Annotated in this window: 22 protein-coding genes and 2 tRNA genes; 12 read left to right on the top strand and 12 right to left on the bottom strand. The window is 41.5% G+C overall.

Translation table 11 applies throughout. The features are described from left to right. Positions 1-49: 49 nt before the first annotated feature. The 5 genes from nth to dnaQ form a co-directional block, all read right to left on the bottom strand. Positions 50-694, bottom strand: a complete 645-nt coding sequence (nth, locus tag AAEY87_RS02645; protein ID WP_502945443.1) for an endonuclease III — start codon at positions 692-694, stop codon at positions 50-52. A gap of 139 nt (positions 695-833) precedes the next feature. Further along, a complete protein-coding gene (locus AAEY87_RS02640; protein ID WP_350655832.1) occupies positions 834-1,724 on the bottom strand; it encodes an RnfABCDGE type electron transport complex subunit B in 891 nt (296 codons plus the stop codon). A gap of 111 nt (positions 1,725-1,835) precedes the next feature. Beyond that, positions 1,836-2,834: an NAD(+) diphosphatase gene (nudC, locus tag AAEY87_RS02635; RefSeq protein ID WP_350655830.1), complete on the bottom strand. Its 999-nt coding sequence runs from the start codon at positions 2,832-2,834 to the stop codon at positions 1,836-1,838. Positions 2,835-2,891: 57 nt separating this feature from the next. Continuing rightward, on the bottom strand, positions 2,892-4,574 hold the full coding sequence (locus tag AAEY87_RS02630) for a hypothetical protein (protein WP_350655829.1): 1,683 nt from the start codon (positions 4,572-4,574) through the stop codon (positions 2,892-2,894). A 145-nt stretch (positions 4,575-4,719) separates the two neighbouring features. Then, entirely contained in the window at positions 4,720-6,366 is a 1,647-nt protein-coding gene (gene dnaQ, locus AAEY87_RS02625) for a DNA polymerase III subunit epsilon (protein ID WP_350655828.1), read from the bottom strand. Between the two features lie 299 nt (positions 6,367-6,665). On the opposite strand from dnaQ, the gene AAEY87_RS02620 reads away from it, so the two are divergent. Beyond that, positions 6,666-7,265, top strand: a complete 600-nt coding sequence (locus AAEY87_RS02620; protein WP_350655827.1) for a hypothetical protein — start codon at positions 6,666-6,668, stop codon at positions 7,263-7,265. A gap of 76 nt (positions 7,266-7,341) precedes the next feature. Beyond that, positions 7,342-7,647 (top strand): hypothetical protein, encoded by a 306-nt coding sequence (locus AAEY87_RS02615; RefSeq protein WP_068326668.1) that lies wholly within the window; start codon positions 7,342-7,344, stop codon positions 7,645-7,647. A gap of 118 nt (positions 7,648-7,765) precedes the next feature. Here the strand turns inward: AAEY87_RS02615 and AAEY87_RS02610 are convergent, their stop codons facing one another. Beyond that, the gene (locus AAEY87_RS02610) at positions 7,766-8,218 is read right to left on the bottom strand and encodes a YkvA family protein (RefSeq protein WP_350655825.1); all 453 of its coding nucleotides are present in this window, start codon (positions 8,216-8,218) and stop codon (positions 7,766-7,768) included. Between the two features lie 274 nt (positions 8,219-8,492). Here AAEY87_RS02610 and AAEY87_RS02605 point away from each other — a divergent pair, with 274 nt between their 5' ends. The 4 genes from AAEY87_RS02605 (at position 8,493) to AAEY87_RS02590 (ending at position 12,476) form a co-directional block, all read left to right on the top strand. Next, positions 8,493-9,752: an LD-carboxypeptidase gene (locus AAEY87_RS02605; RefSeq protein ID WP_350655824.1), complete on the top strand. Its 1,260-nt coding sequence runs from the start codon at positions 8,493-8,495 to the stop codon at positions 9,750-9,752. Positions 9,753-10,239: 487 nt separating this feature from the next. Beyond that, positions 10,240-10,446: a cupin domain-containing protein gene (locus AAEY87_RS02600; RefSeq protein WP_350655823.1), complete on the top strand. Its 207-nt coding sequence runs from the start codon at positions 10,240-10,242 to the stop codon at positions 10,444-10,446. Positions 10,447-10,602: 156 nt separating this feature from the next. Beyond that, positions 10,603-12,231, top strand: a complete 1,629-nt coding sequence (locus AAEY87_RS02595) for a long-chain-fatty-acid--CoA ligase (protein ID WP_350655822.1) — start codon at positions 10,603-10,605, stop codon at positions 12,229-12,231. 14 nt (positions 12,232-12,245) lie between these two features. Next, complete coding sequence (locus tag AAEY87_RS02590) at positions 12,246-12,476, top strand: SDR family NAD(P)-dependent oxidoreductase (RefSeq protein WP_350655821.1); 231 nt, start codon at positions 12,246-12,248, stop codon at positions 12,474-12,476. Here the strand turns inward: AAEY87_RS02590 and AAEY87_RS02585 are convergent. The 4 genes from AAEY87_RS02585 to AAEY87_RS02570 all read right to left on the bottom strand — a co-directional run bounded on the left by AAEY87_RS02585 (position 12,477) and on the right by AAEY87_RS02570 (position 14,884). Continuing rightward, positions 12,477-12,563 (bottom strand) — tRNA-Leu (locus AAEY87_RS02585). Positions 12,564-12,674: 111 nt separating this feature from the next. Further along, positions 12,675-12,748, bottom strand: a tRNA-Cys gene (locus AAEY87_RS02580). Between the two features lie 296 nt (positions 12,749-13,044). Then, positions 13,045-13,179 carry a putative transporter small subunit gene (locus tag AAEY87_RS02575; RefSeq protein ID WP_227514116.1) on the bottom strand — a complete coding sequence of 45 codons (135 nt, stop codon included), beginning with the start codon at positions 13,177-13,179 and terminating at the stop codon, positions 13,045-13,047. Positions 13,180-13,213: 34 nt separating this feature from the next. Next, entirely contained in the window at positions 13,214-14,884 is a 1,671-nt protein-coding gene (locus AAEY87_RS02570) for a sodium:solute symporter family protein (RefSeq protein WP_350655820.1), read from the bottom strand. 824 nt (positions 14,885-15,708) lie between these two features. On the opposite strand from AAEY87_RS02570, the gene folD reads away from it, so the two are divergent. Together folD and AAEY87_RS02560 are read left to right on the top strand one after the other, a co-directional pair. Then, on the top strand, positions 15,709-16,623 hold the full coding sequence (folD, locus tag AAEY87_RS02565) for a bifunctional methylenetetrahydrofolate dehydrogenase/methenyltetrahydrofolate cyclohydrolase FolD (RefSeq protein ID WP_502945441.1): 915 nt from the start codon (positions 15,709-15,711) through the stop codon (positions 16,621-16,623). Then, on the top strand, positions 16,616-17,170 hold the full coding sequence (locus AAEY87_RS02560; protein WP_227514117.1) for a phosphate-starvation-inducible protein PsiE: 555 nt from the start codon (positions 16,616-16,618) through the stop codon (positions 17,168-17,170). The genes folD and AAEY87_RS02560 overlap by 8 nt, the downstream gene beginning before the upstream one ends. Positions 17,171-17,271: 101 nt before the next feature. Here AAEY87_RS02560 and corA read toward each other — a convergent pair whose 3' ends face one another. Further along, positions 17,272-18,486: a magnesium/cobalt transporter CorA gene (gene corA / locus AAEY87_RS02555; protein ID WP_068034990.1), complete on the bottom strand. Its 1,215-nt coding sequence runs from the start codon at positions 18,484-18,486 to the stop codon at positions 17,272-17,274. A 189-nt stretch (positions 18,487-18,675) separates the two neighbouring features. Next, entirely contained in the window at positions 18,676-19,065 is a 390-nt protein-coding gene (locus tag AAEY87_RS02550; RefSeq protein ID WP_068034991.1) for a DUF2237 family protein, read from the bottom strand. Positions 19,066-19,764: 699 nt separating this feature from the next. On the opposite strand from AAEY87_RS02550, the gene AAEY87_RS02545 reads away from it, so the two are divergent. The 4 genes from AAEY87_RS02545 (at position 19,765) to rlmN (ending at position 25,003) form a co-directional block, all read left to right on the top strand. Beyond that, on the top strand, positions 19,765-21,072 hold the full coding sequence (locus tag AAEY87_RS02545) for an ATP phosphoribosyltransferase regulatory subunit (RefSeq protein WP_350655819.1): 1,308 nt from the start codon (positions 19,765-19,767) through the stop codon (positions 21,070-21,072). Positions 21,073-21,219: 147 nt separating this feature from the next. Further along, positions 21,220-22,509: an adenylosuccinate synthase gene (locus tag AAEY87_RS02540; protein ID WP_350655817.1), complete on the top strand. Its 1,290-nt coding sequence runs from the start codon at positions 21,220-21,222 to the stop codon at positions 22,507-22,509. A 339-nt stretch (positions 22,510-22,848) separates the two neighbouring features. Continuing rightward, positions 22,849-23,280, top strand: a complete 432-nt coding sequence (gene ndk / locus AAEY87_RS02535; RefSeq protein ID WP_350655816.1) for a nucleoside-diphosphate kinase — start codon at positions 22,849-22,851, stop codon at positions 23,278-23,280. Positions 23,281-23,758: 478 nt separating this feature from the next. Further along, entirely contained in the window at positions 23,759-25,003 is a 1,245-nt protein-coding gene (gene rlmN, locus AAEY87_RS02530) for a dual-specificity RNA methyltransferase RlmN (RefSeq protein WP_350655815.1), read from the top strand. Positions 25,004-25,009: the final 6 nt, after the last annotated feature.

Below are 25,009 nucleotides of genomic sequence, written 5' to 3'. Positions count from 1 at the left end.
GATAGCTATTAAGGTAGCTATAAAAGGTCGTGCTAACTGTATAGAATTTTTAAATCTCTACAAACGCTGCTTTATCTTTAAACATGCATTCTTCATAGACTGGACAGGCACCGCATTTGGGGGTGCGCGCTTGACAAGTATAGCGCCCATGCAAAATTAGATAGTGATGAGCGTCAACTAAGAGATCTTCTGGAATACGCTCGACCAAATTTTTTTCTACGATTAATACGTTCTTACCAGTGGCCAGCCCCGTGCGATTGCCTACACGGAAGATATGCGTATCAACAGCCATTGTTGGTTGTCCAAAGGCAGTGTTCAAGACCACATTAGCGGTTTTGCGTCCGACCCCAGCGAGCGACTCTAAGTCTTTACGGTTATCGGGTACGATGCTATCAAACTTTTCTATTAAGTCGCGACAGGTTTTGATTACATTTTTGGCTTTGGCATTATATAAGCCAATATTTTTGATATAGGATTTCAGCCCTTCTTCACCCAATGCCAATATAGCCTCAGGGGTGTTCGCGACTGGATACAGCTGCTGAGTGGCAATGTTGACGCTCACATCAGTCGCTTGTGCCGAGAGTATTACTGCAATAAGCAGCTCAAAGTTACTACTATAGTTTAATTCAGTGACAGGCTCGTCAATAGTAGCAGCCAGCTTTTCAAAGAACGGTCGCACGTCACGATTGGGCATGCGTCTTGATGGTGGCGTATTGGCAGTTTTATGTTTAACAGTTTTACTCATGGTATTCAGGTAATCATTTCAGCTGTTGATGTTAGTGAGAGCAGATATTGAGTTAGGTTGAATTAAATAGTGGTGCGTTTTCTAAACACTATATCTGAGACAGTTGTGCTTGTAGTGTGGCTAATTCAGCACTTTTTTCTGGATTAGGACGGACGCTTAGCTGTTTTTCTAGCTTTTTAATTTTACTACGTAGTTTGGCGGCAGCAATAGTATCTTTTGCTTGTTGCTCATTGATGTCAATAGTTTGGGTGCTGGCATTATTCAGCTTGGCTTCTACCATACTCACGACAGGTCTGCTATTGCTGCTATCTGCTAGCTGTTCAGTGACCCGTCTAAGGTGAGTATGATAACGCTGGCGTAGCTCGTTTTGCTCTTGAACGCGCTCAGCGGCTGACAGTTCACGCTCAATAGGAACAAGATCAATGCAATCAACAGGGCAAGGCGCAATGCATAGCTCACAACCTGTACATAGGTCGGTAAAAATCGTATGCATATGCTTGCCCGTACCGACGATGGCATCGACTGGGCAGGCTGGGATACATTTTGTGCAACCAATACAATCATCTTCCCGAATAATAGCACGTACTTCATGCGGACGTTCGGTCACAGGGTCTATCGACCACTTTGATGGTACGGCAATCAGCCCTCCATGATCATTACTGGATGCTATACTTTCTGAGAAAACATTATCTAAAGTGACATTATCTGCGCTCAAAATAAAGGCAATCGCATCACTGACAGGTTGACCACCAGGCACACACTTATTATACGGCTCACCGTCTACAACGATAGCAGTGGCGTAGGGTAAACAACCATCTGGATGCTCGCAGAGACCACATTGAGTCTGAGGCAGGCACGAATCGACATATGCAATCCGCTGTTGTATATCAGCAGATTGCGTCTCTAAGGTTAACGTATCAAATAGTATAGGCAGATTCGTTAAACGGGCATGGGTAAGGGAATGGACATTACTGGGCATTTAATTCATGGCCTTAAAACTGGCTTAAAAAATTGGAGATAAATAATAGTCGGTGTAAAAAGTTATATATAGCGGAAAACTATACTTTAAACGCTAACATATCATATAAAGCTAAAGTATTATGCCTTGCTCATGAGCAATCTGTGCGATTAAATCGTAAGCAATACTGCCTTTAAAAGGTATCTTCGGTAAGTTTGAGATATCAAAAAAGTCAGCGTGTGATAACTCATCTTCTTGTATGACTATCTCGCCGCTTGCATAAGAGGCTCGAAATCCTAACATCAAATTAGAGGGAAATGGCCATGGCTGACTACTAACATAGCGAATATCAGTCAAACGAATACCGACTTCCTCTTCTACTTCACGCACTACCGCATGCTCCAAGCTTTCACCTACTTCTACAAAGCCTGCAATCAGTCCATATAGTAGCTGCGTGCTTGGCTGACCATAGCGATGGTGATGCGCTAATAGTATTTGCATCTCACCTGTTTGCGGGTTTGGGCGGGTAATTGCTGTAATGACACAAGGCTGCACACGTGGATATTGACGCAAACGGCAGACTGGACAGACCATCGCTCGCTCACCGAATTTAGCAGTGGTCACTGATGCACTGCAACGACTACAAAACTGAGTATCTGCCTGCCAGCGCAGCAATTGAATAGCTTGGCTCAGCTGCGTGGAGAGGGCAGCAGGAAGTTGTGTTATAAGCTGTCGATAAGTGATGAAATCAACGTTTTCAGTATGTTCGGATGATGAAAGTAACGTGGCTAACTCATGAGAGTTTTTAGTCAACTCAGGGGTAGCAATGCCATGAGTTTGTGCATAATGATAAGTGATAGCATTGTTAACTGGTACATCATCATTGTTTGTAGGCTCCTGATTGGTAGCAAATGCTTGCGACTCATCAGGCTTCCAATGGCTTGCTGCTAAGCTTGCCAGCAACTTAACACGTCCGACTTGATACATATCATCTGATAAGTCTTCTTCCGCTACGCCTTGCTCAACTATATTATTTTCAATAGCTGAAAGGGAGACTTGTAAGGGCCACCAGCCCTTTGCTGTATAGCGGCAGAGTATCGTTTCATTATCAAGTACAAACGCGGTGGTCATAAATGGCTATCCAAAGCAGCAATAAGCTTGCTTAAAAGTTGTTTATATTAATCTTATTTAAGCGGCAATTAATTGACTTAGACTATGTTGACCGGCATCAAGTGACTGTTTGCTTACAGGGTGATTATTCTCAAAACCCTCTAAGCGATAGTCTACTGCCATTAACACATCAGCAATATGAGCAAGCGTACGATCATCTATATTTCGACCACTTGCAAGGCGCTCTTGCATATTAGTAGTCAATTGGCTAAGCATATTGGCAGCGGTAGGTAATTGTAAAAAACGGACTGCCCCAGCGACTTGGTGCATCATATCAGGTATGTTCTGAATATTGAGTAGGTCGCGCTTGTCATCTGCTAAATAGTCGTTAATCGCTTGCTCTGCACTCGATATCGCCATACGGCTTTCTTGTACTAAAGTGTTGTAGGCAGTATCAATTTGGTGTAGCGAGATATGTTGACTATGCGCAGATAGATGAATGGCACCTGGGGTATGCATTTTTGCCATAGCAATTGAAGCGTTCTCTGCATGCATAAGTGCTAATAATAGACTATCGAATTCTTCAGGTGTTGGGGTCTGCCAAGTCAATACGGCATCTGCTGCAGTTTTTAATGACGCTGCAGCATCCGTTAAGCATAATAACCGTAATACTGAGCTAAGTTCTGTGAGGTCAGCGGCTATTGAGCTCACTTGCAGAGCAGTAGAGCTAAGCGTATCACCACGTGCATAACTATCGACTTTTTCTTTAATTGTGCTAATTTGATTTTGAATAATATCGTTTAGAGTATCAGTAATGGCGCGGTTTGGACCAAATAAGAAGCGTTGCATTTGTTCGCGTTGTGGCGAATCTATCTGATTGCTCGCATATTGGATGCGTAGCTTTTGCGCTTGTTCGTTATCACGCTGGCAGGCAAAACTCACTAAGTCAGCAAAACGTGCATCCATCACTGGAAGGTAGCTATGGAACTGCTGTTCTAAGTAAATAAGGGTATGCTTTTGACTAAGGCTCAATGGCAAAATAGTTTGGATATCTGTAACAGCGGCGGTTGCTGCTTGCCAAAATAGGCTACTAGTATGCGCGGCAATCATCGCACAGGCAGCACTCATAGCATCAAGCTTCTGCTGATCATCTGCTGTTAGTGGGGCATTTTGTTGGGTAAGTACCACACTCAGACCACTACGGTAAGCATTGGTCAGTAACTTACTATCCAGATTTAACTCACTTAATGGCTGAAAGTTTTGTTCAGGATTAGCGATAATCACGCTGCTGCTACCAAAATCGGAGAAGTAACTGGCATCGATTGCATCTTGCTGACTATAAGCATGCAGTTTATTAATGATTGGCAGTAGCAGTGTAGGCTCTACCGTCTCAGTTAATAGTACGAATTCAATATAGCGATCAAGGGTCATGATTGCTTCTGATAAATCCATAATCAGCGCTGTATCATTATTATTGCTATCATCATGAAGCTGTTGTAAGCCTTGTGCGATAGCGGCGCTCAATAATTGGCCACCAGCCAATGCAATTAGCTCAAAAATACGAGACAGTTGGGTCAAGACGCTGATGGAATCTAATAATAAAGGTGCTTGCTCTTTATCGTCGTTGAATTCACTCAGATGGTTTTCAGTATCTTTGAGAATAACAGTGATTTCATTATGAAGCAGATGCAACGAAGGTAGTTTAAAGTTAGTAATACTAAGGGTAGGGGTGGTTAACGTTGTTTGCTCAGATTGGCTCATAGTTATTTTTCCATAAATAAAGTATTGGTAGAGTCGACTCTAACAGCAGATATTGATTTATAAAAGTTGGTACTTTAATATATTGTTAGACTTTTCAATGTATTACACTAAGTTAAGTCAACTTAGTTATGCACTTTAATGTGTTTTACCACTGCGATAGTCTGGTTTTTAAATCAGGATAATCTTCTGCTAAACCTGCAAACCAATTTTGATTGGCTTGGTTATCTACGGTTGACTCTAGCAATAAAGATGCCAAATTAGCAAAATTAGCATGAGCGGTATGCCCGCCATCTGCTTGGCTGTCCTCTTCGATCGCTAGCGTCACCTGTCCACCGGTCATTGCCAGATAAACTTCCGCTAAAATCTCCGAATCTAGTAATGCTCCGTGAAAAGTACGATCTTGTTTACCAACATCTAATCGGCGAACCAAAGCATCCAAGGTATTCTTTTGCCCAGGATATTGCTGCTTTGCCATTACTAATGAGTCGGTGACTTGAACACGTTCCGCAAAGTCTGTCATACCAACTTTGCTAAATTCCATATTTAAAAAGTTCATATCAAACGTGGCGTTGTGAGCGATGATTTCTGCACCATCCATGAACTCATATAGCGACTGAGCAACCTGATCAAAGGTAGGTTTATCTGTCAAAAAGGCCTCAGAGATACCATGAATACGGATGACTTCTTCATCCATGCCGCGCTGCGGGTTGATATAAACGTGCAGCTTTTCACCGGTGAATTTACGACCGATCATCTCAACGATACCGACTTCAATGATTCGATCGCCTTTTAGTGGATCAAGTCCCGTAGTCTCCGTATCCATAATCAGCTGGCGATTAGGTTCATGCCGATGGATAGGCTTGGGTAACAAAGGACGAAAGTGTGGGTTCGCACGACTGGTATCGCCATCGAATTTTGGTAATTCTGCAGATGCGTCTAGTGTATTGCTGTCTGCCGTCGTCTCGTTTACTGTCATGTCATCTGATATCATGGCATTGGTACTCATAGGATGTGTAGCATTATTCGGTTTGCTGCTGACTTGAATAGGAATTGAATCATCATTATCTGGCGTTTCATCTAAATCGCTTTCATCTAATAACTCTTCATCGAAATCTTCATCCATCATGTTAAAGCCTAATGGATCGTCATTTAGCCAGTCATTAGCGGCTATTTTATCTTTTTTTTTAGCAATATCAGTGTTAATAGGGGCAGGACTATATACAGAGTTAGATGCAGATAGATGCTCGCTACTAGAGGTCACGCCTAGATTGGCCAGCTCATCAGCTTTTTCGTTGCCTGCGTGCCCAGCATGACCTTTAACCCAATGCCAATCAACGTCGCGTGCTTGACGAAGCTCATCCAATTGTTGCCATAAGTCTTGATTGGCAACAGGCTTTTTGCTGGCAGTTTTCCAGCCACGTTTTTTCCAATTGGCAATCCATTCGGTAATGCCGTTTTTAACGTAGCTGGAGTCAGTCCAAATCTCAAGCTTCAAGTCGCGTGGACTGTACTCTAGGGCTTTTATTGCGCCCATTAGCTCCATACGATTATTGGTGGTTTCTTTATCACCACCGTACAAATCTTGCGTACGTCCATCACTAAAGATAAGGTGGGCGCCCCAACCACCAGCGCCAGGATTACCTTTACAAGCACCATCAGTATAAGCGACGGTAGTATTTGCTTTCACTGCTAGCGGATCAGCCGCATTTTGCTGACTTGCGCCAAAAACGTTTGCAGTTGTGCCAACAGATGCACTAGAAGTATGGAACGATAGAGCAGGGTTGTCTGACATAAAAATCTAATAGCCTAATAGATAGTTAACGTACGATAAACAGATATATTGTTCGCCTCGCAAGCTCATTTCTGTAGAGCCTCTGCACTATTTATTTATATCTATACTATCGAGCTTGACTATAGTGTAACTGAAAGTGTAACTGGAATTAATGCGCTTGATTATAGCAAATCCATTAGCAACATGCGCCATCGCTAAGCACAAAACTGTAAAACTAAATATCAAAACAGAAAGGGGATTGTTTTCTGTTAAAATGAGCCTGATGAGAGCACAGCTTTTCAGGTGAAGCTGATTTTCACATGCCTCAGTCCCTTTTAACGCAGGATGACATTATCATGCTCAAGCGCTCAGACGTTATTTGCAAAAGACTTACCTTGTTAGCAGTTAGCGGTATCACTTGTAGTGCGCTATTGCTAGCAGGTTGTAACGATAGCAGTACGACCGTGGTGAAAGATACGGCGAAGACCGAAACGGATTTATCTATATTTGAAGGTTGCTATACGGTTAGCAATGACGAGCCTGCACAGATTAAGGTCAGTCAGCAAGCAGGCAAGTGGGTCATGCAGATGAAAGAGCCGGCAAGCGCCAAGCGTGTTTGGGACACTGCCGAGCCGTTAGAAGTGCTTGATAATAGCGAGATACCCAAGTTTTTCTCTATCGATCCTGACAATGTCGATGCAGTTATTGGACGTCCTGATAGAGTACTGGTCATGGCGCATGTCAAACCTGTTTATGCCAATATCGATCCACTGCTTGATAGTGAGTATTTGTCTTACATTTATAAAGGCGCCAATACCATTTATCGGGTAGAGTGTGATGAGGTCAATACTGATATATTGGCCAATCCACATGCCAATATTATTATTGATAACGTTGGGCCGAGTACTGAAAGTCTTTGATAGAAAACAGTATTTATTATAGGTTTATTGGACAGCAATATGTTCTGCCAGTCATTTAGTAATAGAGTCAGATAATATGAATTTTTTGAGTTATGTCGTGTTAGGTGGATTGTCCTATGCAGCTGGTTGGGCGATACGCATGTACGTGCTCGACAAGCAACCTGCACCAGAGCAACCTTATAATTTAAAGCATCCTGCTATCCTAGGATATTTAGGCGCATTTTTCATTATTATGCTCATTATTTCATGGTTGATTGGACGCTATTTACTTGGGCACGTCACCATTGATTTACCGTTTATTATCATTAACAGTATCGTTGCGACCTTTGTTTATTCATTCGGTCTGAACCCAGAAAAAGCGCGTTATGATGTGCCTGATTGATTGCTAGTTATCATTTACTAATGATGGTTTACTAATTTTGAGCTTAATACGCACAAAAACACGGTCAATGATGAACTCATTGACCGTGTTTTTGTGCGATTAAAGACATCATTAATCACTATTTCAATAATAGGGATTTTTTCTTAGCCTTTGCATTTTTACTTTCAGTATCAGAAGCTTTATCTTCAGACTTTGCATCATCTTTAGACGTTGACTGCTCGTTTTTCCAAGTTTTATATTTGTTTAAGTCTTTCTCCATCAGTCTTAAGCAAAATCCTAGTACCAAGGCATCATCAACTTGACCAATAAAAGGTATAAAATCTGGAATAATATCAATAGGGTTTAGTACGTACAACAACCCAACCACTGCCGCTGAAACGGTTTTGTAAGGTATATTGCGATAATTGCCTTGGTAATAGTCTTTTACCAAACTCATAAGCAACATCAAGTCTTTAGCGTAACGCTCAAGACCACGATCATTGTTCACTTGATCCTTTATTCTGTCTTCTTTGCTTAAGATGAGTTTGATACTTTCTAAAAGAGACTTATCATCTTTTTCTTTATCAGCCATAGTAGCGTTCCTTTCATTATTAGTGAATCATTCATTACTATTTACTATAACAAGAGTAATGGTAAGTACCAAACGTGGTTGTTTAACAATTTGTTATAGTTGTAACAAACAAGAGTTATGGGGTTATGCAACCATTGTCATTATTGAAGATGAAAAACTGTGATGTCTATATCAAACTACGATGCTTGTATAAAGTTAATGTTAAAAACGTTGATAATTAAATCATTATTCTAAAATCGTTATTCTAAAATAAGTTTTAAGGTAATAGTTCAGTATGCGTACAACAAATCCGACTCTTTTACAACAAGCTGATATAACCACCGCGACTAATAAGGAACTCAATCGTCGCCAATTCTTACGTCGACTAGGGGTGAGTACAGGTGCTGGACTACTTGCAACTCAAGGTATCGCTCAAAGCTTGATGGTCAAAACGAACGATAAAAATGCCAGCATGCAGTTGACCAAAGATGATCTGCCAACGGCGCTGCCAGATGTTAATCAGTCAATAGCGTCCAAATCACGTTGTATCAATCCTACTATTGAGACACGTCTATTTGCCAGCTCCAACGTTGGCGGTAGTAACGAGCGTAACCAATTGGCATTAGAGCGTATGGCTTGCGCAGGTTTTGAAGTGCAGAATCCTACTATTACTGAGCGACAATATTTGCGCTTTGCGGGAACGGACACGCAGCGAGCCAGTGATCTGCAAAACATCGCGACTGGGGCGATTGCTGCACCCAAGCTGCTCATGGGTGTACGCGGTGGCTATGGCGCAATGCGTCTGCTGCCATTGATCGACTGGCAAACGCTGGGACGCATTATGAAAGAGCGGGGCACGATATTGACAGGCTTTAGTGACGTCACTGCCATTCAATGTGCACTGCTGGCGAAAGGGCAAATGAGTTCGCTCGCTGGCCCCATGCTCTATAGCGAATTTGGTAAAACGACCCCTGATGAGATTAGCTGTAGGCAGTTTGCAGAAGCGCTTACTAACCCTAATTTGAGCATTACTGTTCAAAATGCCGATTTGACCAGTAAGAAATTACCAGCGATTCTAGCGACTGATAAGACTCAAACAGTCACGGGAACGATTTGGGGCGGTAATCTGAGTGTGGTATCAGCGCTGGCAGGTAGCGAGTATTTGCCGCGCATTGATGGCGGTATTGTATTTTTAGAAGATGTGGGTGAGCAGGCTTATCGTATTGAGCGCATGCTTTATGATTTATATTTGGCAGGTGTGTTCAAGCGTCAGCAAGCAATTGTGTTTGGCTCACTGTCTGGCACGGGTGAAGATAGCTACGATAAGCGTTACGATGTGGCGATGGTCATTCGCCAGTTGCATAAGCTGACTGGATTACCTATCTATAATGGCATGAGCTTTGGGCATATCAGTAAAAAACATAGCTTTCCACTGGGTGCGACCTGTCAGATTACACCAGCCAGTAATGCAACAGTCGGCTATACATTGAGCTTTACGGACTATCCGACTATTGAGGCAAATAAAATCAATGTCGAAGGATTGTGGCAGGGGTAATGTAGGTTAATTAAAATACTTTAAGCTATTGAATTAACAATAAAATTACGGAAGATATGATTAATATCTGCCAAGATTGATTCTTAATCGTTCTACCATGAATAAGGATTTATCATAATGTTAACCTATAAAAAAACGAAATTATCATTACCTTCCATTCATTATAATTCTAGCTGCAGCTGCAAGAAATGTGGATGTACGAGTCCTTCCACTTGTGAAAAATGTGACATGTGCTCAAAGTGTTGCCAATGTGACCAAACTTAATAAAACCAAGCTTAACAAACAGCTGCTAATTAATAGTTACTTAAAAGAAGCCTTCTAAATTTTTCTAGAAGGCTTCTTTTTTGGTTCTGATATATCGATGCGCGTTTAATACATTGGTCTCAGTAATTTTGATAGTACCTTCCTCATTATTGGATCGTGACTTATCAAGTGGTTAAGCATTATTCCCATAATAATTTTGTGCATAGCAAATGTGCTTATAAGCATGGTTATTGAAGGTTTCATGGTTATTGAAGGCGCGAATATTAACTTTAATGAAGATGGTTCACTGATGTTCATTATGGACTCAGGGTGGATTGAACAAACGCTATATGCAGTAGCGAAAGCCACTGGTCAAAAGATGCCTGGCTATATCAAACCCAACGCCAATAATGACTTTAGTGAGAAAGCCAGTAATAATCCTACGGTTTAACAGTGAGTTTATGTTATTTTAAAATCAATTCAGACAAACTCAAAGGTTTGTCTGAATTGATAATTCTTATTATTCATAGCCGTAGCAGGTGCTTGGCATTCAAGGATACTTTAAATAAGAATAATCTTACTTTTAAATAAATACAGGGAATGTATTATGTTAGGAAAAATGATGTATCAGCCATTGCTGATTAGTAGCCTTATCGAGCATGCTGCTCGCTATCATGGCGACACCGCTGTGTTGTCTAAAGAAGTCGATGGACAAATCACCCATAGTGACTGGCTTACCATCTCTAACAATTCAAAACGTTTGGCAAATGCATTAGCATCTCTAGGTTTAAAATCATCAGAGCGTATAGCTACATTGGCTTGGAATAACCGTCGCCATCTAGAAGCTTGGTATGCTATTTCAGGCAGTGGCATGATTTGCCATACCATCAATCCGCGTTTGTTTCCTGAGCAGCTCAGCTACATTATTAATGATGCTGACGATCGAGTATTATTTTTTGATGTGACCTTCCTACCATTGATTCTAGCGATTAAAGATCAAATCGATAATATTAAGCATTTCATCTGTTTGGGCGCTCGAGAAGATAAAGTACTAGAACAACTGCCTGAGGTTTTGTTCTTTGATGAATTACTAGCAGATCATTCTACTGATTTTGAATGGCCTCAATTTGATGAAACGACGGCCAGCTCCTTATGCTATACCTCGGGCACGACAGGCAACCCCAAAGGAATTTTATACACTCATCGTTCCTCTGTGCTTCATGCCATTGCATTATCCATGCCTGACATCTCAGCACTATCCGCAAAAGACGTTTTGCTACCTGTAGTGCCTATGTTCCATGTCAATGCATGGGGTACGCCCTATGCTGCTGCCCTGACAGGTTGCTCTTTGATATTACCTGGCCCTAATCTGGATGGTGACAGCTTAGTGTCTTTGATTGATGATTATAAGGTCACTGTTGCTTTAGGTGTGCCTACGATTTGGCAAAGCTTGCTAACGGCTGCCAAAGCTCGTGGCAGTAAACTTGAGAGCATGACTCGAACCATTGTCGGTGGCGCTGCTTGTCCGCCATCGGTGATCAAAACCTTTAGAGAGGATTTTGATTGCGATGCGATACACGGTTGGGGTATGACGGAGACCAGTCCGCTTGGCACAATGAATCAGATCAAAGCCAAGCACAAATCGCTTAGCAAGGACGAGATTAACGAATTGCGCAAATCTCAAGGTCGTCCACCTTACGGCGTTGAGATACGGCTTATGGACACCGATCAACCACTGGAGCCAGTTGAAGAGGATGGGGTATCTCAGGGACGTCTACAAATTCGGGGTCACTGGATTATTAACGACTATTACAATCATAATTCTGACGCTATTACTGAAGACGGTTGGTTTGATACCGGTGATATAGCCACCATCGATTCAGATGGCTATATGAATATTCGTGATCGCTCAAAAGACTTGATTAAATCTGGCGGCGAATGGATATCTTCAGTGGAGCTTGAGAATATTGCCGCCGCGCATCCACAGATAAAAATGGCAGCTGCCATTGCTGCAGCCCATAAAAATTGGGGCGAACGCCCAGTGTTGATTGTGGTTAAAGAGCAAGATTCAGAACTGACTGAGGCACAAGTGCTTGCATTTTACGAAGAGAAAATTGCCAGTTGGCAAATACCTGATAAAGTTATTTTTGTAGAAAGTATCTTGTTAAATGGGGCGGGGAAAATGGTGAAAAAGGATTTACGTGATGAATATGGCGATGTGCTGCTGAGTGCCTGATATTATATTTGAAAATGAGTACCACACCTTACTTAAAGGATACTAGAAACAAACAGCATCCTAAATTGGTACTGATATCTTCCATGACTGGATTAATGGGGTGCTACGGATACGCAGGATATTGTGCTTCCAAGTTTGATGTTGTTGGTTTAGCAGATGTACTTGGGATAGATAGAACAGGACAGAATATCAGACATAAAAAAACCACAAATCATTATGATTTGCGGTTTTTCGTACTACTGTAATGGTACCCGGAGCCGGACTTGAACCGGCACGCTATTGCTAGCGAGGGATTTTAAATCCCTTGTGTCTACCAATTTCACCACCCGGGCAAAACTTGTAATATCTATTCAGTAAGCTTTCTACTTCTTAGATAAGTGGTCGCATTATAAACGGTTATGCTAATAATGCAAGCCAAAATTAACATAAAGTTAATAAATAATTGGAGGCTGGAGTCGGAATCGAACCGGCGTTAACGGAGTTGCAGTCCGCTGCATGACCACTCTGCCATCCAGCCAATCAAGGAGGACTATATTAGCAAAAATATTTTAAATTACAAGACATTTTTTAACCAAACTGATTTTAATTCATTTAATGATGGTGTTTTACAAGATTTGGCTGAGTATGTAGGCGTAAAATCATTAAGCCCCACCTATTATTACGCCTGACCTATAAAGTTATTGCTGATCTTATTTGATGACTATAAAAAAGCCACACCGTTCGTACTGAGTGTGGCCTTTCGTTGATGATATCACTATCAAGACTAAGCTTAATGATGACAATTATTTGAAATTAGATAGCTAAACGTTAAGTTTAGACGATATCTTTGTTATTACGGCGTGATTTTTTCAGATCGCGATAAGTTGCAGTACAGATCAGTACGAGCACTGCAAGGGTAATCACGGGCCAAATTAAAATATATAAGCCGTATATAAATGTGTTGTCCATAATAGCTCCTTAAAGTAATTATTAAGTCATGTATTTAAGCGTCTGTTACCGGTTTTACCTTTGTTTTAGGCTTGTCATAATCGCCGACTCGCTGTTTGATTAGATCAAAGTCAAAGTGCTCATTGCCCATCAGGCTAATCGCTACACAGACCACAGTACTCACACCGTAAGCCGTCAATGAAGCGACCAATACCATATATTGACGCAGGAAGCCTGTCGCATATATAAGCATCAATACAAGCGTAATAACGGCAGCACCCATACCCATCTTGCGGCCTAAGAAACCAAAGACCATAAGACCGATCACTACTGCACCGCCGACACTTGCCATCACTTCAAAGAAGAGCGCAGTCACGCCAGTAATCGGTATTAGCTCAAAGCGCGCAATACAGAAGAAAATAAGCGCGACAATGACAGAGGTGGTGAAGGCAACATTGGTCACGCGATTCCAGAATACACTGGCAATCACAGGGAATACTATCGCACCCCATAGCGCCCCAACGAAGACGAGCATCACGAGGATATCGAGCTTAAAGCTGGCAAAGATAAGTCCTGCTGCCGTTGCGACAATCATCGTCGAACGACCAACAAGCATCATTGTTTTAGGCTTTACGCGACCTTTAGCGATATTCTTTGCGTAAATATCGGCCATCATGATGGTCGATAACGCTGATAAATCAGAATCCGCAGTCGAGGACAATGCGCCAATAACCAAAATAAAGAACAGTGCAATAAATACTGGATGCAGATACATACTAACCATCTGCGGAATTAAGTTATTCATGTTGCCATCTAATGGCTCAACACCAACGGTTAGCGCCATAAGTCCAATCATACCCAGACCAATGACAATACCGGCATAACCAACAGTGGCAGTAATAAAGGTCGCTTTAATCTTAGTCTTATCAATTGCAAATAGCCGCTGAGTAATCGTTTGATTACCAATGGCATAAGCTAACACTGCTACAAAATAAGGCGCACCTTGCTGAAAAAACGCTTCAGATGAAAATATATCTTGCTGCTGTAAAGTCAGGTTTGATAATCCGCTGACCATTGCCTCGGGCCCACCCATTGAAAATAGTATCGCAGGAATAATAACGACACCAATCGCCATTAACGCGATTAATTGGGCAAAATCAGTAAAGACCGATGCTCGAAACCCTGAGGTTAAAGTGTAGCTTAGGACACCGACACCAGCGATCATTACACCTGTCTGAAAGGACAATGGTGACAATACTGATACTAATGCACCGGCTGCCGTGAAGTTGACCATCAAGCTAATTAAGCTGCCCATAAGGTTAGATATGGCTAAAATTAATTGGCTTGATGCGCCATGACGGGCATTAATAAGCTCGCCTAAAGTGTGTCCATTGGGCGCCAGTTCACGAAAGCGCATACCAAAGGGGTAGATGAACAAAATCATTAATGCGCCCCAAAAGCCATAATGTAGTGGCCCTGATATGCCATATTTATAGCCGGATGTAGCAGCGGCATAAAACGATGCCGCCCAAATCCACGTGGCGGTCATACTTGCCGCGCCCATCCCGAAGCCAACACCGTGGCCTGCAACCATAAATCCTGTGGTAGATTCTTTGTCTTTCTTAATCAACAAAGACAGCAGATACGTACCACCATAAAACGCCACCAATAATAAAATGATGGTAAGTGCCGAAAATTGGAACAATGACTCAGTTTTCAAATTCATACCTCGCAATTGTTTTAGATAAAAAAAAGTTGGTACTATAATTTATAGTCCCAACTATGATGAATTTAATAAGCAGCCCAACAACATTCGTGCTATTGATACATAGGGCCGTTGCTTTATTAACAGTCGGTCAGCAGAACATACTACGAAAGCGTTATATACGAAGAGTAGAGGCGTAACTCATGACTTGCGTCTGATAATGGAATCACGCTAATAGCGTATCAACTTGCATTTCTTAGTAGTTACTACGAATAAGTATTTATTAGATAAGCACTTATTATTTGTGATAGGCAAGTTGGTAGCATAGAAATACTAACCAATTGCATGTGATACATAGAAAATAGTAGAGTTGTTATTTAGCGTAACGTACGTTTTACATGCATATGCATCTTAGTATTGATAAATAAAACTACATCTAAGTTAAGGATAAGTAACATTTGCGTGTCAACAGAGTAACACTATTGAGTATTAAATCCCAAATTTTCGAGAGATTTAATAATTAAAAGTCGATAATTAACTGTTTTCAATCGCTAATATTAATAGGGTTTACATTAGTTTTTTTATAAAAAAATCTTTAGATTTTGCATTAATTTTGACCTAAGTTATGTTGGTGGCTGGGCTTTTGGTCGCAAAATAGGTACAATGCCCAGCTTAATACAGTCGCTATTTTTTGATATGTTTATCAGCATGATTATCACCTCGATATTGTATAAAGCGTGAGACACATATGCTTACAGTTTGCGAGCGCTAATCTACGGTTACCAAGCAAAATAGTGGCCGACGCTGCTATCATCTTCCTTATCGCTTTATCTATTGGAGTTACTATGTCAAATGCCTCGCCAACTGAAACGACGATGACGTCTGATCACGAGTCTGCCATATTATTAGACGGCAAAGCACTTGCTAAACAAATAGAGCAAGAACTGCGTACTCGTGTCGATGCTATTAAAGATAAGACTGGACGTACACCAAGCTTAGCGACGATATTGGTCGGTGATGATCCTGCTTCTGCCACTTACGTGCGTATGAAAGGCAATGCCTGTAAGCGTGTCGGTATGGACTCTATCCGAGTAGAGATGCCAAGTGTGACTACGACAGCTCAGCTTATGGCTAAGATAGACGAGCTCAATAGCAACCCAGATGTACATGGCATCTTACTGCAACATCCTGTACCTAGCCATATTGATGAGCGTGCATGTTTTGAGCAGATAGATCTTGCGAAGGATGTGGATGGGGTGACATGTCTTGGCTTTGGACGTATGAGTATGCAAGAGTCAGCCTATGGCTCATGTACACCGCAAGGTATCATGCACTTGTTAAGCCATTATGATATTGAGCTTGCAGGCAAAGAAGCGGTGGTAGTAGGGCGTAGTGCTATCTTGGGTAAGCCGATGGCGATGATGCTATTGAATGCCAACTGTACGGTGACTATTTGCCATTCAAAGACAGAAAATCTAGCTGCTCATATTAATCGTGCTGATATTGTCGTTGGCGCAGTAGGCGTGCCTGAGCTGATCAAAGCGGAATGGATAAAGAAGGGTGCTGTTGTAATTGATGCAGGCTTTCATCCCACTGACAATGGCGGCGTAGGGGATATCGAGATGCACGGCGTAGAGAATATTGCTAGTGCTTATACGCCAGTACCGGGTGGTGTTGGTCCGATGACTATCAATACGCTCATCCGTCAAACAGTCGATGCTGCTGAAAAGTCAGCTGGTTTAGTATCAGCTGATGCGTGAATCTTCCGAGCCACAACCGTCATTAAGCAAAGATCCTGAACCTAAAATGGCGAAGACGAATGTAGATATTCATGAGCGTCTGCAATATATCGGTAGAGAGTTTGTTGATATTTGCCACTACATTATCCTATTTTTAATCAGTGTGGTGGTAGTTTGGACGGCTGGTAAAGAGTTCTTGGTGATTGTGCAAAAAGGCTCAGCAGATTTAAAAGATATCTTGATGCTGTTTATCTATCTTGAACTACTGGCGATGATTGGTATTTATTTTAAGACTCATCGTCTGCCAGTACAGTTTTTGATATTTATTGCCATTACCGCGCTGTCACGACATTTGGTCGTTGATGTACAGGCGGTATCAGACTATTTTCATCTATGGTTATTGGCGACTATTTCTGTCGCTATCATGGTTTTAAGTGCCTCTGTTGTTATCCTTACTTGGACGGCAAAAATGTTTGGTCGTCCTGAAGATTATTTAGATGATCATCAGAGCACCAGTACCGAGCATCACTTGCCTAGTGTTGAGAGTGCAAAAAATCGTCGTAAATAGTCATTGATAGATGATTCATCAATAAAAAAAGGCTAACCTCGTTAGCCCTTTTTTATGCTTAAAATTCTTGTGCCTGCCATTCGTGTACTTGGCAGTGCAAGCTATAACCATTTTAATCTTTTAAAGTTATAGTATAGATAACTACATAATGACAGGATAAATAGCATAATTATTAAATAAGAGTACTGCCAGTGTAGCTCAGGCATAAAGTCAAAGTTCATCCCATATATACCAGCGATTGCCGTTGGTACTGCCAAAATACCTGCCCATGCAGCAAGCTTACGTACGACCTCGTTCTGTCCCATATTGACCATAGCTAAATAGGTGTTCATCACTACATTAAGCATCTCGTTCAGACCGTTGATGGCATCTAAAGAGTGTAATAAATGGTCATTAACGTCGCGGAAATAGGGTTTAGCCGCTTGAGAAAATGCTGAAACTAAATCGCTTTTTTTATGATTAATAAAGAAGCTACAGATATCTTGTACTGGCAAAATAACTGCACGCATATGGACCAGTTGCGACTTAAGCTCATATAGGTTTTTTAGGGTGCTTTTATTAAATTCATAGGTAAATACATAGCGTTCTTGCTCACGCAAATAACTGCCTAAGCGATCAGTGACCGGCATATAGTTATCAACGATAAAATCGAGGACAGCATGGAGTACAAATATGGGTCCCATCCGTAGCTTTTCAGGCCGACGGTTACAGTGTTCACGTACCGGCGCATAAGAATTAGAAGGGCCGTTACGAATGGTAATCAGATAGTTTTTGCCCATGAATATTGCTGTAGTGCCGTAGCGAATAATATTGTTTTCAAGTTTAGCCGTACGTAGCACTACAAAGATCATATCGTTATCGTAGTTTTCGACTTTGGCGCGCTGATGGTCTGCAAAGGCATCTTCAATCGCCAACTCATGCAAGTCAAAGGCATTTTGGACTTTTACCATGGTTTCTAAGCTTGGATCATAAAGACCAAGCCAAATAAACTGACCACTGTTACTCAGGGATTTATTGACATCATTAAGTGCTACCTGATCAAGCTGCTCGCCCGTTTTACGAGAATAGGCATAGCAATTGACTACCTCGTCAGCACTAGATAAATCTATATCCTCATAGCGTTCAGAGTCAGGATCGTAAACAGTCATCGTCTCGATAGTATCTTCGGCAGTCGCATCGACATCACCGTAGATATAGCTGTCATAACTATTTAGATAAGGATGCTCGTCGCTGACATCAGAATAAATACGGCTGACATTAGAGTCAGGTGTGATACGAGTATTCGTCCTGACTAGTAGGTCGTCATTGCGGTTCATACGCCCTCCCTTAATATCGTCATAAGAACCCAGTGGAAAATTAACAATAAAGACTATACTTATAAAAAAGACTATATTTATAAAACGCTTATAACAATATCTTGATTAAAGAATGTCTAGAATATGACGTAACGACGTAAATTAGTCAGCCTAAACAAACTTAATCAGTCTCAATAGATAATGTTGAATTTATAGTGCGTAGCGTTTTAAGGTTTCAATATCGACTAGGGTCAATAGACTTTCATGACAGCCTTCTAGTTTTAATTTTGGCGCGATATCAAAATCTAATGCCTCAACCCAACGTAGCGCACAGATACACCAGTAATCACCAGGTTTTAGGCCAGGAAAATTATACTCTGGTAGAGGCGTAATCAAGTCATTGCCCCGACTCGAGGAAAAGTTAAGAAATTCACTGGTCATCTTGGCACAAACAGTATGCTGACCGACATCATGATTGCCAGTATGACAAAATCCATTACGATAGTAGCCAGTAATAGGGTCAAAGCAGCAGCTGGCGAGGGCAGTACCTAATACATTGGTTTGATTAATAGCAGGGTTAGGATGGTAGTCAGATGACATAAGGTCTCCGAAATTAAGTGGTTTTATAGGGGTTGGTAAATTGCTTTTCTGCAATGAGTGGCTTGTGCAGTTGGTTATTTATTGCAAACATACTTTATAAAGTGGCCTTTTATTGATAACCAATTATATATAGTGTATTGCCAAATCGTAGTGATGCTATCAGTGGCTGTTATTCATGAATAAAATGTAATATTACAATGCTTACTGACAGCATCGAACATGCACTAGTGTAACATGAGTCTATCAAGAAGACGTCAATCAAATAACCCGTATAGTGACGTGTAGAGCATAGATGATAACTTTCGCTTACTATTTATCAGTAGCGGAAACCATAAAAAACGACGACTATAGCTTAGAGTAAATGGCATCGAGACTACCAGATATTTATGACCATTCAGAACACATTGATTTGAATTGTGACTAGGCGAACCCTAGCTGCTATGATAAACTAAAACATAAAGTGCCCTGATGATTTATCATATTTTATTAGCGCACAAAGATACTCGTCTTATCATCCTAACTAATACTTATTACTCACCCTTTTTGCGGTTACCTAGTTTGTTTATAAATAATTGGGTCAATGATGTTGCGCGTTAAAAAACTGTCAAAAATTTACAGTATTCATCGTTGATATGTTCGTAAATATAACCTTATCATGCCGCGTTTTTTGGTAAGCGATACGCCAAACAAGGATTTATTGTGTCTGCCAGTTCTGATTCAGCTGTACCCGTCCAATCACGCCCTGAAAATAATGCCACTACTCAGCATGCTGATAACAGTAGCGTACCCAATCATCTACCTTATCTAAGTAATTTTACTGCAGAAGTCGCCAATAGCTGGCTGCTACCTGACGGTGTGGTTGATGTGTTATTTGAGGATGCACAAAAGCAAGAAGTGCTTCGCCATCAACTAACCCAGCAGCTCATCACTCATGGCTATCAGCTCGTATGTCCGCCGATGATTGAGTTCACTGAGTCACTACTTAGTGATGCATCAGAAGATCTGAAGCGCCAGACGTTTAAGATTATCGACCAGCTCACAGGTCGTTTGATGGGAGTACGTGCGGATATCACGCCGCAGATTTTGCGTATTGATGCGCATCATGGTGGCAACGGTATTGCGCGTTATTGTTATGCAGGCGATGTCATCCATACGTTGCCGTCAGGACTGTTTGGGTCGCGTACGCCGTTACAACTGGGTGCTGAGATATTTGGTTGTGCATCACTCAGTGCAGATTTTGAGCTGATAGACGTTCTGTTTACGATGATTAATGATTTAAACATGAGTGCAGCCTTGCATATTGATTTGGGTCATGTAGCCATATTTAAACGTTTAGCCGTATTAGCAGATCTGCCAGAGAATGATACCAAGCAGCTGATGCACCTATATGCAAATAAGAATTTGCCAGAGCTCAAGCGCGTCTGCCAAGCACTGCCAATGGGTAGTGACTTTTATGCATTAGCGCGCTTTGGTCATGATATGACACAGCTATTGGCTAAGCTTTCAGATACCGCTCAACAAGATGTTGATATTGCTACGGCGGTCGATGAGCTTCAACGCTTAAAAACGCATCTGCAAGAGCAATGGAATTGCGATGTCAGTATCGATGTCACTGAACTTTCAGGCTATCATTATCATACAGGTATCGTATTCAACGGCTACATCAATAGTGAAACCCAACCATTAGTACGCGGTGGGCGTTTTGATGGTATGCAGAGCGGTGATCACTTAACAGGTAGCCAGCTGCGCGAAGCCACTGGCTTTAGTATGGATGTCAGCCGCTTATTAGCACATGTTCAACTAGACGCTCCGATGGTCGTTATCGTTGATTATGATACCGTCAGTAATACGGGCAGCGCACAAAAACAGACATTACAACAGCAAGTTGATAGCTTGCGCCAGCAGGGTTATCGCGTGACTGTACCGCTAGATGCGCACGATTGTCCTCAGGGTATCACGCATCGCTTAAGCATCGTTAATAACCAATGGCAATTAACCGCTATTTAATTAAGCTGTTCGTCAAAAAATAATTTTATCAAAAGATAATGTTGTCAAAAAAAGCACTACTTTTCGCTTAGTTTTTTAAATTGTTACCGTATAGCTGTTCGATAATAGACAGGCTATGCATCTAATAAATCATTGTAAGGATTAATCATGGGTCAGAATGTCGTAGTTTTAGGTAGCCAATGGGGCGATGAAGGTAAGGGTAAAATCGTTGATTTACTTACTGAAAAAGCCTCAGCAGTAGCGCGTTTTCAAGGTGGCCACAATGCAGGTCATACCTTGGTTGTCGATGGCAAAACCACTATCTTGCACTTGATTCCATCAGGTATCCTACGCGAAGGTGTCACTTGCTTTATTGGTAATGGCGTAGTGCTAGCACCTGATGCTTTGCTAAAAGAGATGAAAGAGCTTGAGAGTAATGGCGTACCTGTACGTGAACGTCTGCGTATCTCACCGAATTGCCCACTAATCATGCCTTACCATGTGGCTCTAGATCAAGCTCGTGAAGCCAAGCGCGGCACGGGTAAAATCGGTACTACTGGTCGTGGTATCGGTCCTGCTTACGAAGATAAAGTGGCACGTCGTGCTATTAAGCTTGCTGACTTATTCCGTGATGACCTAAAAGAGAAACTACGTAACTTAATCGAATATCATAACTTCCAATTGACTCAATATTATAAAGTTGATGCGATTGATTTTGATGAGACGTTCAAGCTTTGCCAAGAGTGGAAAGAAGAGATTAGAGGTATGGTTACTGATGTGACCGAAGACCTTAATCAATTGCGTTTGGCTGGCAAAAACTTAATGTTTGAAGGTGCACAAGGTACGCTACTTGATATCGACCATGGTACTTATCCGTTCGTGACCAGCTCAAGCGTCACGGCAGGCGGCGTATCTACTGGTACGGGTATCGGTCCATTATATTTAGATTATGTGCTTGGTATCACTAAAGCCTACACCACACGTGTTGGTAGCGGTCCGTTCCCAACCGAACTTTTTGATGATGTTGGTGCCCACTTAGCCAAAGTTGGTCATGAGTTTGGCGCAACCACTGGTCGTGCGCGTCGCTGTGGTTGGTTCGATGCAGAAGCGCTACGCCGTGCTGTCGTACTGAACTCTATGTCGGGTATCTGCTTGACCAAGCTTGACGTATTAGATGGTCTTGAAGAGTTACTAATCGGTGTGGGTTATAACTTACCTGAGACTGAATGTGCAGGCGCGCATGATGCTGAGTTTTATGAGTCAGTGACGCCAAAGTATGAGACCTTGGAAGGCTGGAGCGAATCTACCGTTGGTATCACTAACTATGACGACTTACCAGAGAACGCTAAAAAATACATCAAGCGTATCGAAGCATTGATTGATTGTCCTATCGATATCATCTCAACCGGTCCTGACCGCGAAGAGACTATCGTATTACGTGACCCGTATGATGCGTAAGTGAAGAGACTGAATTATCGAACAATAAAACCCTGATGCATAAGTGTTGGGGTTTTTTATTTATAAGAAATTAAAGATATAGGTAAATTTTTGGCACACCATGCAAGTGTTAACGTTTAATGAATGCTAAGTTTACGTTTAAGTAAGCTGCATTCATCAATTGCCCCTATCATTTATAGCGTCAATCATTATAATAGTCAGCAATCCTGTGTTGACGCTTGTGTTTTTGTATTGATAAACCATGAGTAATCTAAGTCAGACCAAGTCAACGTTGTGATCAAAGAATAAATTAATTGCGATTTCATTTTTATTTAACTTATCATTTATTAGGAGCTTTTCATGGCTAACGAACGTACTTTATCTATCATCAAACCTGACGCTGTTGCTGGCAACCACATCGGCGCTATCTATGACCGTTTTGAACAAGCTGGTCTAAAAATTGTTGCTGCTAAAATGATGCAACTTGATGATGAAAAAGCAGGCGGTTTCTACGCTGAGCATGCTGAGCGTCCATTTTACAATGACCTAAAATCTTTCATGATGTCAGGTCCAGTATTGGTATCAGTACTAGAAGGCGAAAATGCTATCGCTAAACATCGTGAAATCATGGGTGCAACTAACCCAAAAGATGCAGACAAAGGCACTATCCGTGCTGATTTTGCTAGCAGCATCGATGAAAACGCGGTTCATGGTTCAGATTCAGCCGAATCAGCTAAGCGTGAAATCAGCTATTTTTTCAATGATAATGAAGTTTGTGCACGTACGCGTTAATATAGTAAACCAACTATAAACTGCTACGTTGTCAGACTCGCTTAATGTACTAAATGTACGATTTTCTCTCGTCTTTCTAGTGTCAGTCTTATATTAGATTCACTATAGCTGTGATTGTTAAGCTGTAAGCTATTAACAACGAGCAGTATTAATTAGTAGTGTAGCAAAGCGGCTTATACTCAATAGGGTATAAGCCGTTTCATCTATTATCAATAATTTAGATATTTTATTAACTGCGCTGTTATTTATCGAAGCATTATTAAGCTTATCGGTTGTTTTTATTGAAATTTATCGCTATGTCCCTCATTATTGATACTTAATCATTTAATTAGCGTTATCAATCCCTTATCAGCACATTGTCGCTATAGATAATTATTTGCATTCTATATAGGACAGGTTTTGCGCTCATAACGGATTGCTCAATGCATCATTTAATTGTAAAACTACGCTCATGGCTTATGCCAAAAGGTTACCTATTATGTCAACGATTCAAACACCCACTCAGCACGTGCCCAACAAGCTTACTGGTAGCATTAAGCTAGTAGATGAAGCGCAGGCAAGAACCAATTTATTGGGAATGACGCAAGCCCAACTTGCTGATTACTTTAAGAGCATCGGTGAAAAGCCTTTCCGTGCCACTCAAGTGGTTAAGTGGATATATCAGCAAGGTGTTACTGACTTTGAGCAGATGACCAATCTGAGTAAATCATTGCGCGATAAGCTGTCTATGCATGCCTGTGTGACCCCGCCAAAAGTTATTCATCGTCAATATAGTGATGATGGTACGCGTAAATGGGTCTTTGAAGTGACAGGTGGCTCATTGGTTGAGACGGTGCTAATTCCAGCAGATGATAGCAAGGTAAATGGCCGCAAGACTTTATGTGTATCTTCACAAGTGGGCTGCGCACTTGACTGTAGCTTTTGTAGTACCGGTAAACAGGGCTTTGAGCGTGATTTAAGCGCTGCTGAGATTATCGGACAGCTATGGGTGGCCAATGCTTCTTATATGACTGATGACAATGATAGTTTAGAAAATGTTGACCATAGCTTGTGGGAAAACAACGTGACCAATGTAGTTATGATGGGTATGGGTGAGCCATTATTAAATTATAAACCAGTGGTTAGCTCAATGGAGCTAATGCTCAGCGACCACGCCTATGGTTTGTCAAAACGTCGGGTGACTTTGTCAACCTCAGGCGTGGTGCCTAAAATGTACCAGCTAGCACAAGATATCGACGTAGCACTAGCTATCTCGTTACATGCGCCAAATGATGAGCTGCGTAATGAGCTTGTGCCAATCAATAAAAAGTATCCTTTGAGTGAGCTAATCGCTGCTGCAAAAAACTATGTTTATGATGTTAATCCGCGTCATAAAAAACACGTGACCATCGAATACGTCATGTTAGATGGTGTTAACGATAGCAATGAGCACGCTGAGCAAATGGTTAAGCTATTAGAAGGCTTGCCAAGTAAGATTAACCTTATTCCGTTCAATCCGTTCCCGCATGCGCCTTATGATAAATCTAGTAATAACCGCATTCATGCTTTTAGCAATATTCTTAGCGAAGCAGGCTTTGTCTGTACTATTCGCCAGACGCGTGGTGATGATATTGATGCGGCCTGCGGTCAGTTAGTGGGACAAGTGGCAGATCGAACCAGACGTTCGGCAGCATGGCAGCAAAGTATTAAAGATCGCGGTATTAAAGACGATGCAACTGTTTGATAAATA

Source organism: Psychrobacter sp. S1-30-MNA-CIBAN-0213 (genome assembly GCF_040309845.1).
Taxonomy (GTDB): domain Bacteria; phylum Pseudomonadota; class Gammaproteobacteria; order Pseudomonadales; family Moraxellaceae; genus Psychrobacter.
Note: the sequence above shows the minus strand (reverse complement) of the source record. Positions and strands in the feature narration are given on the sequence as shown.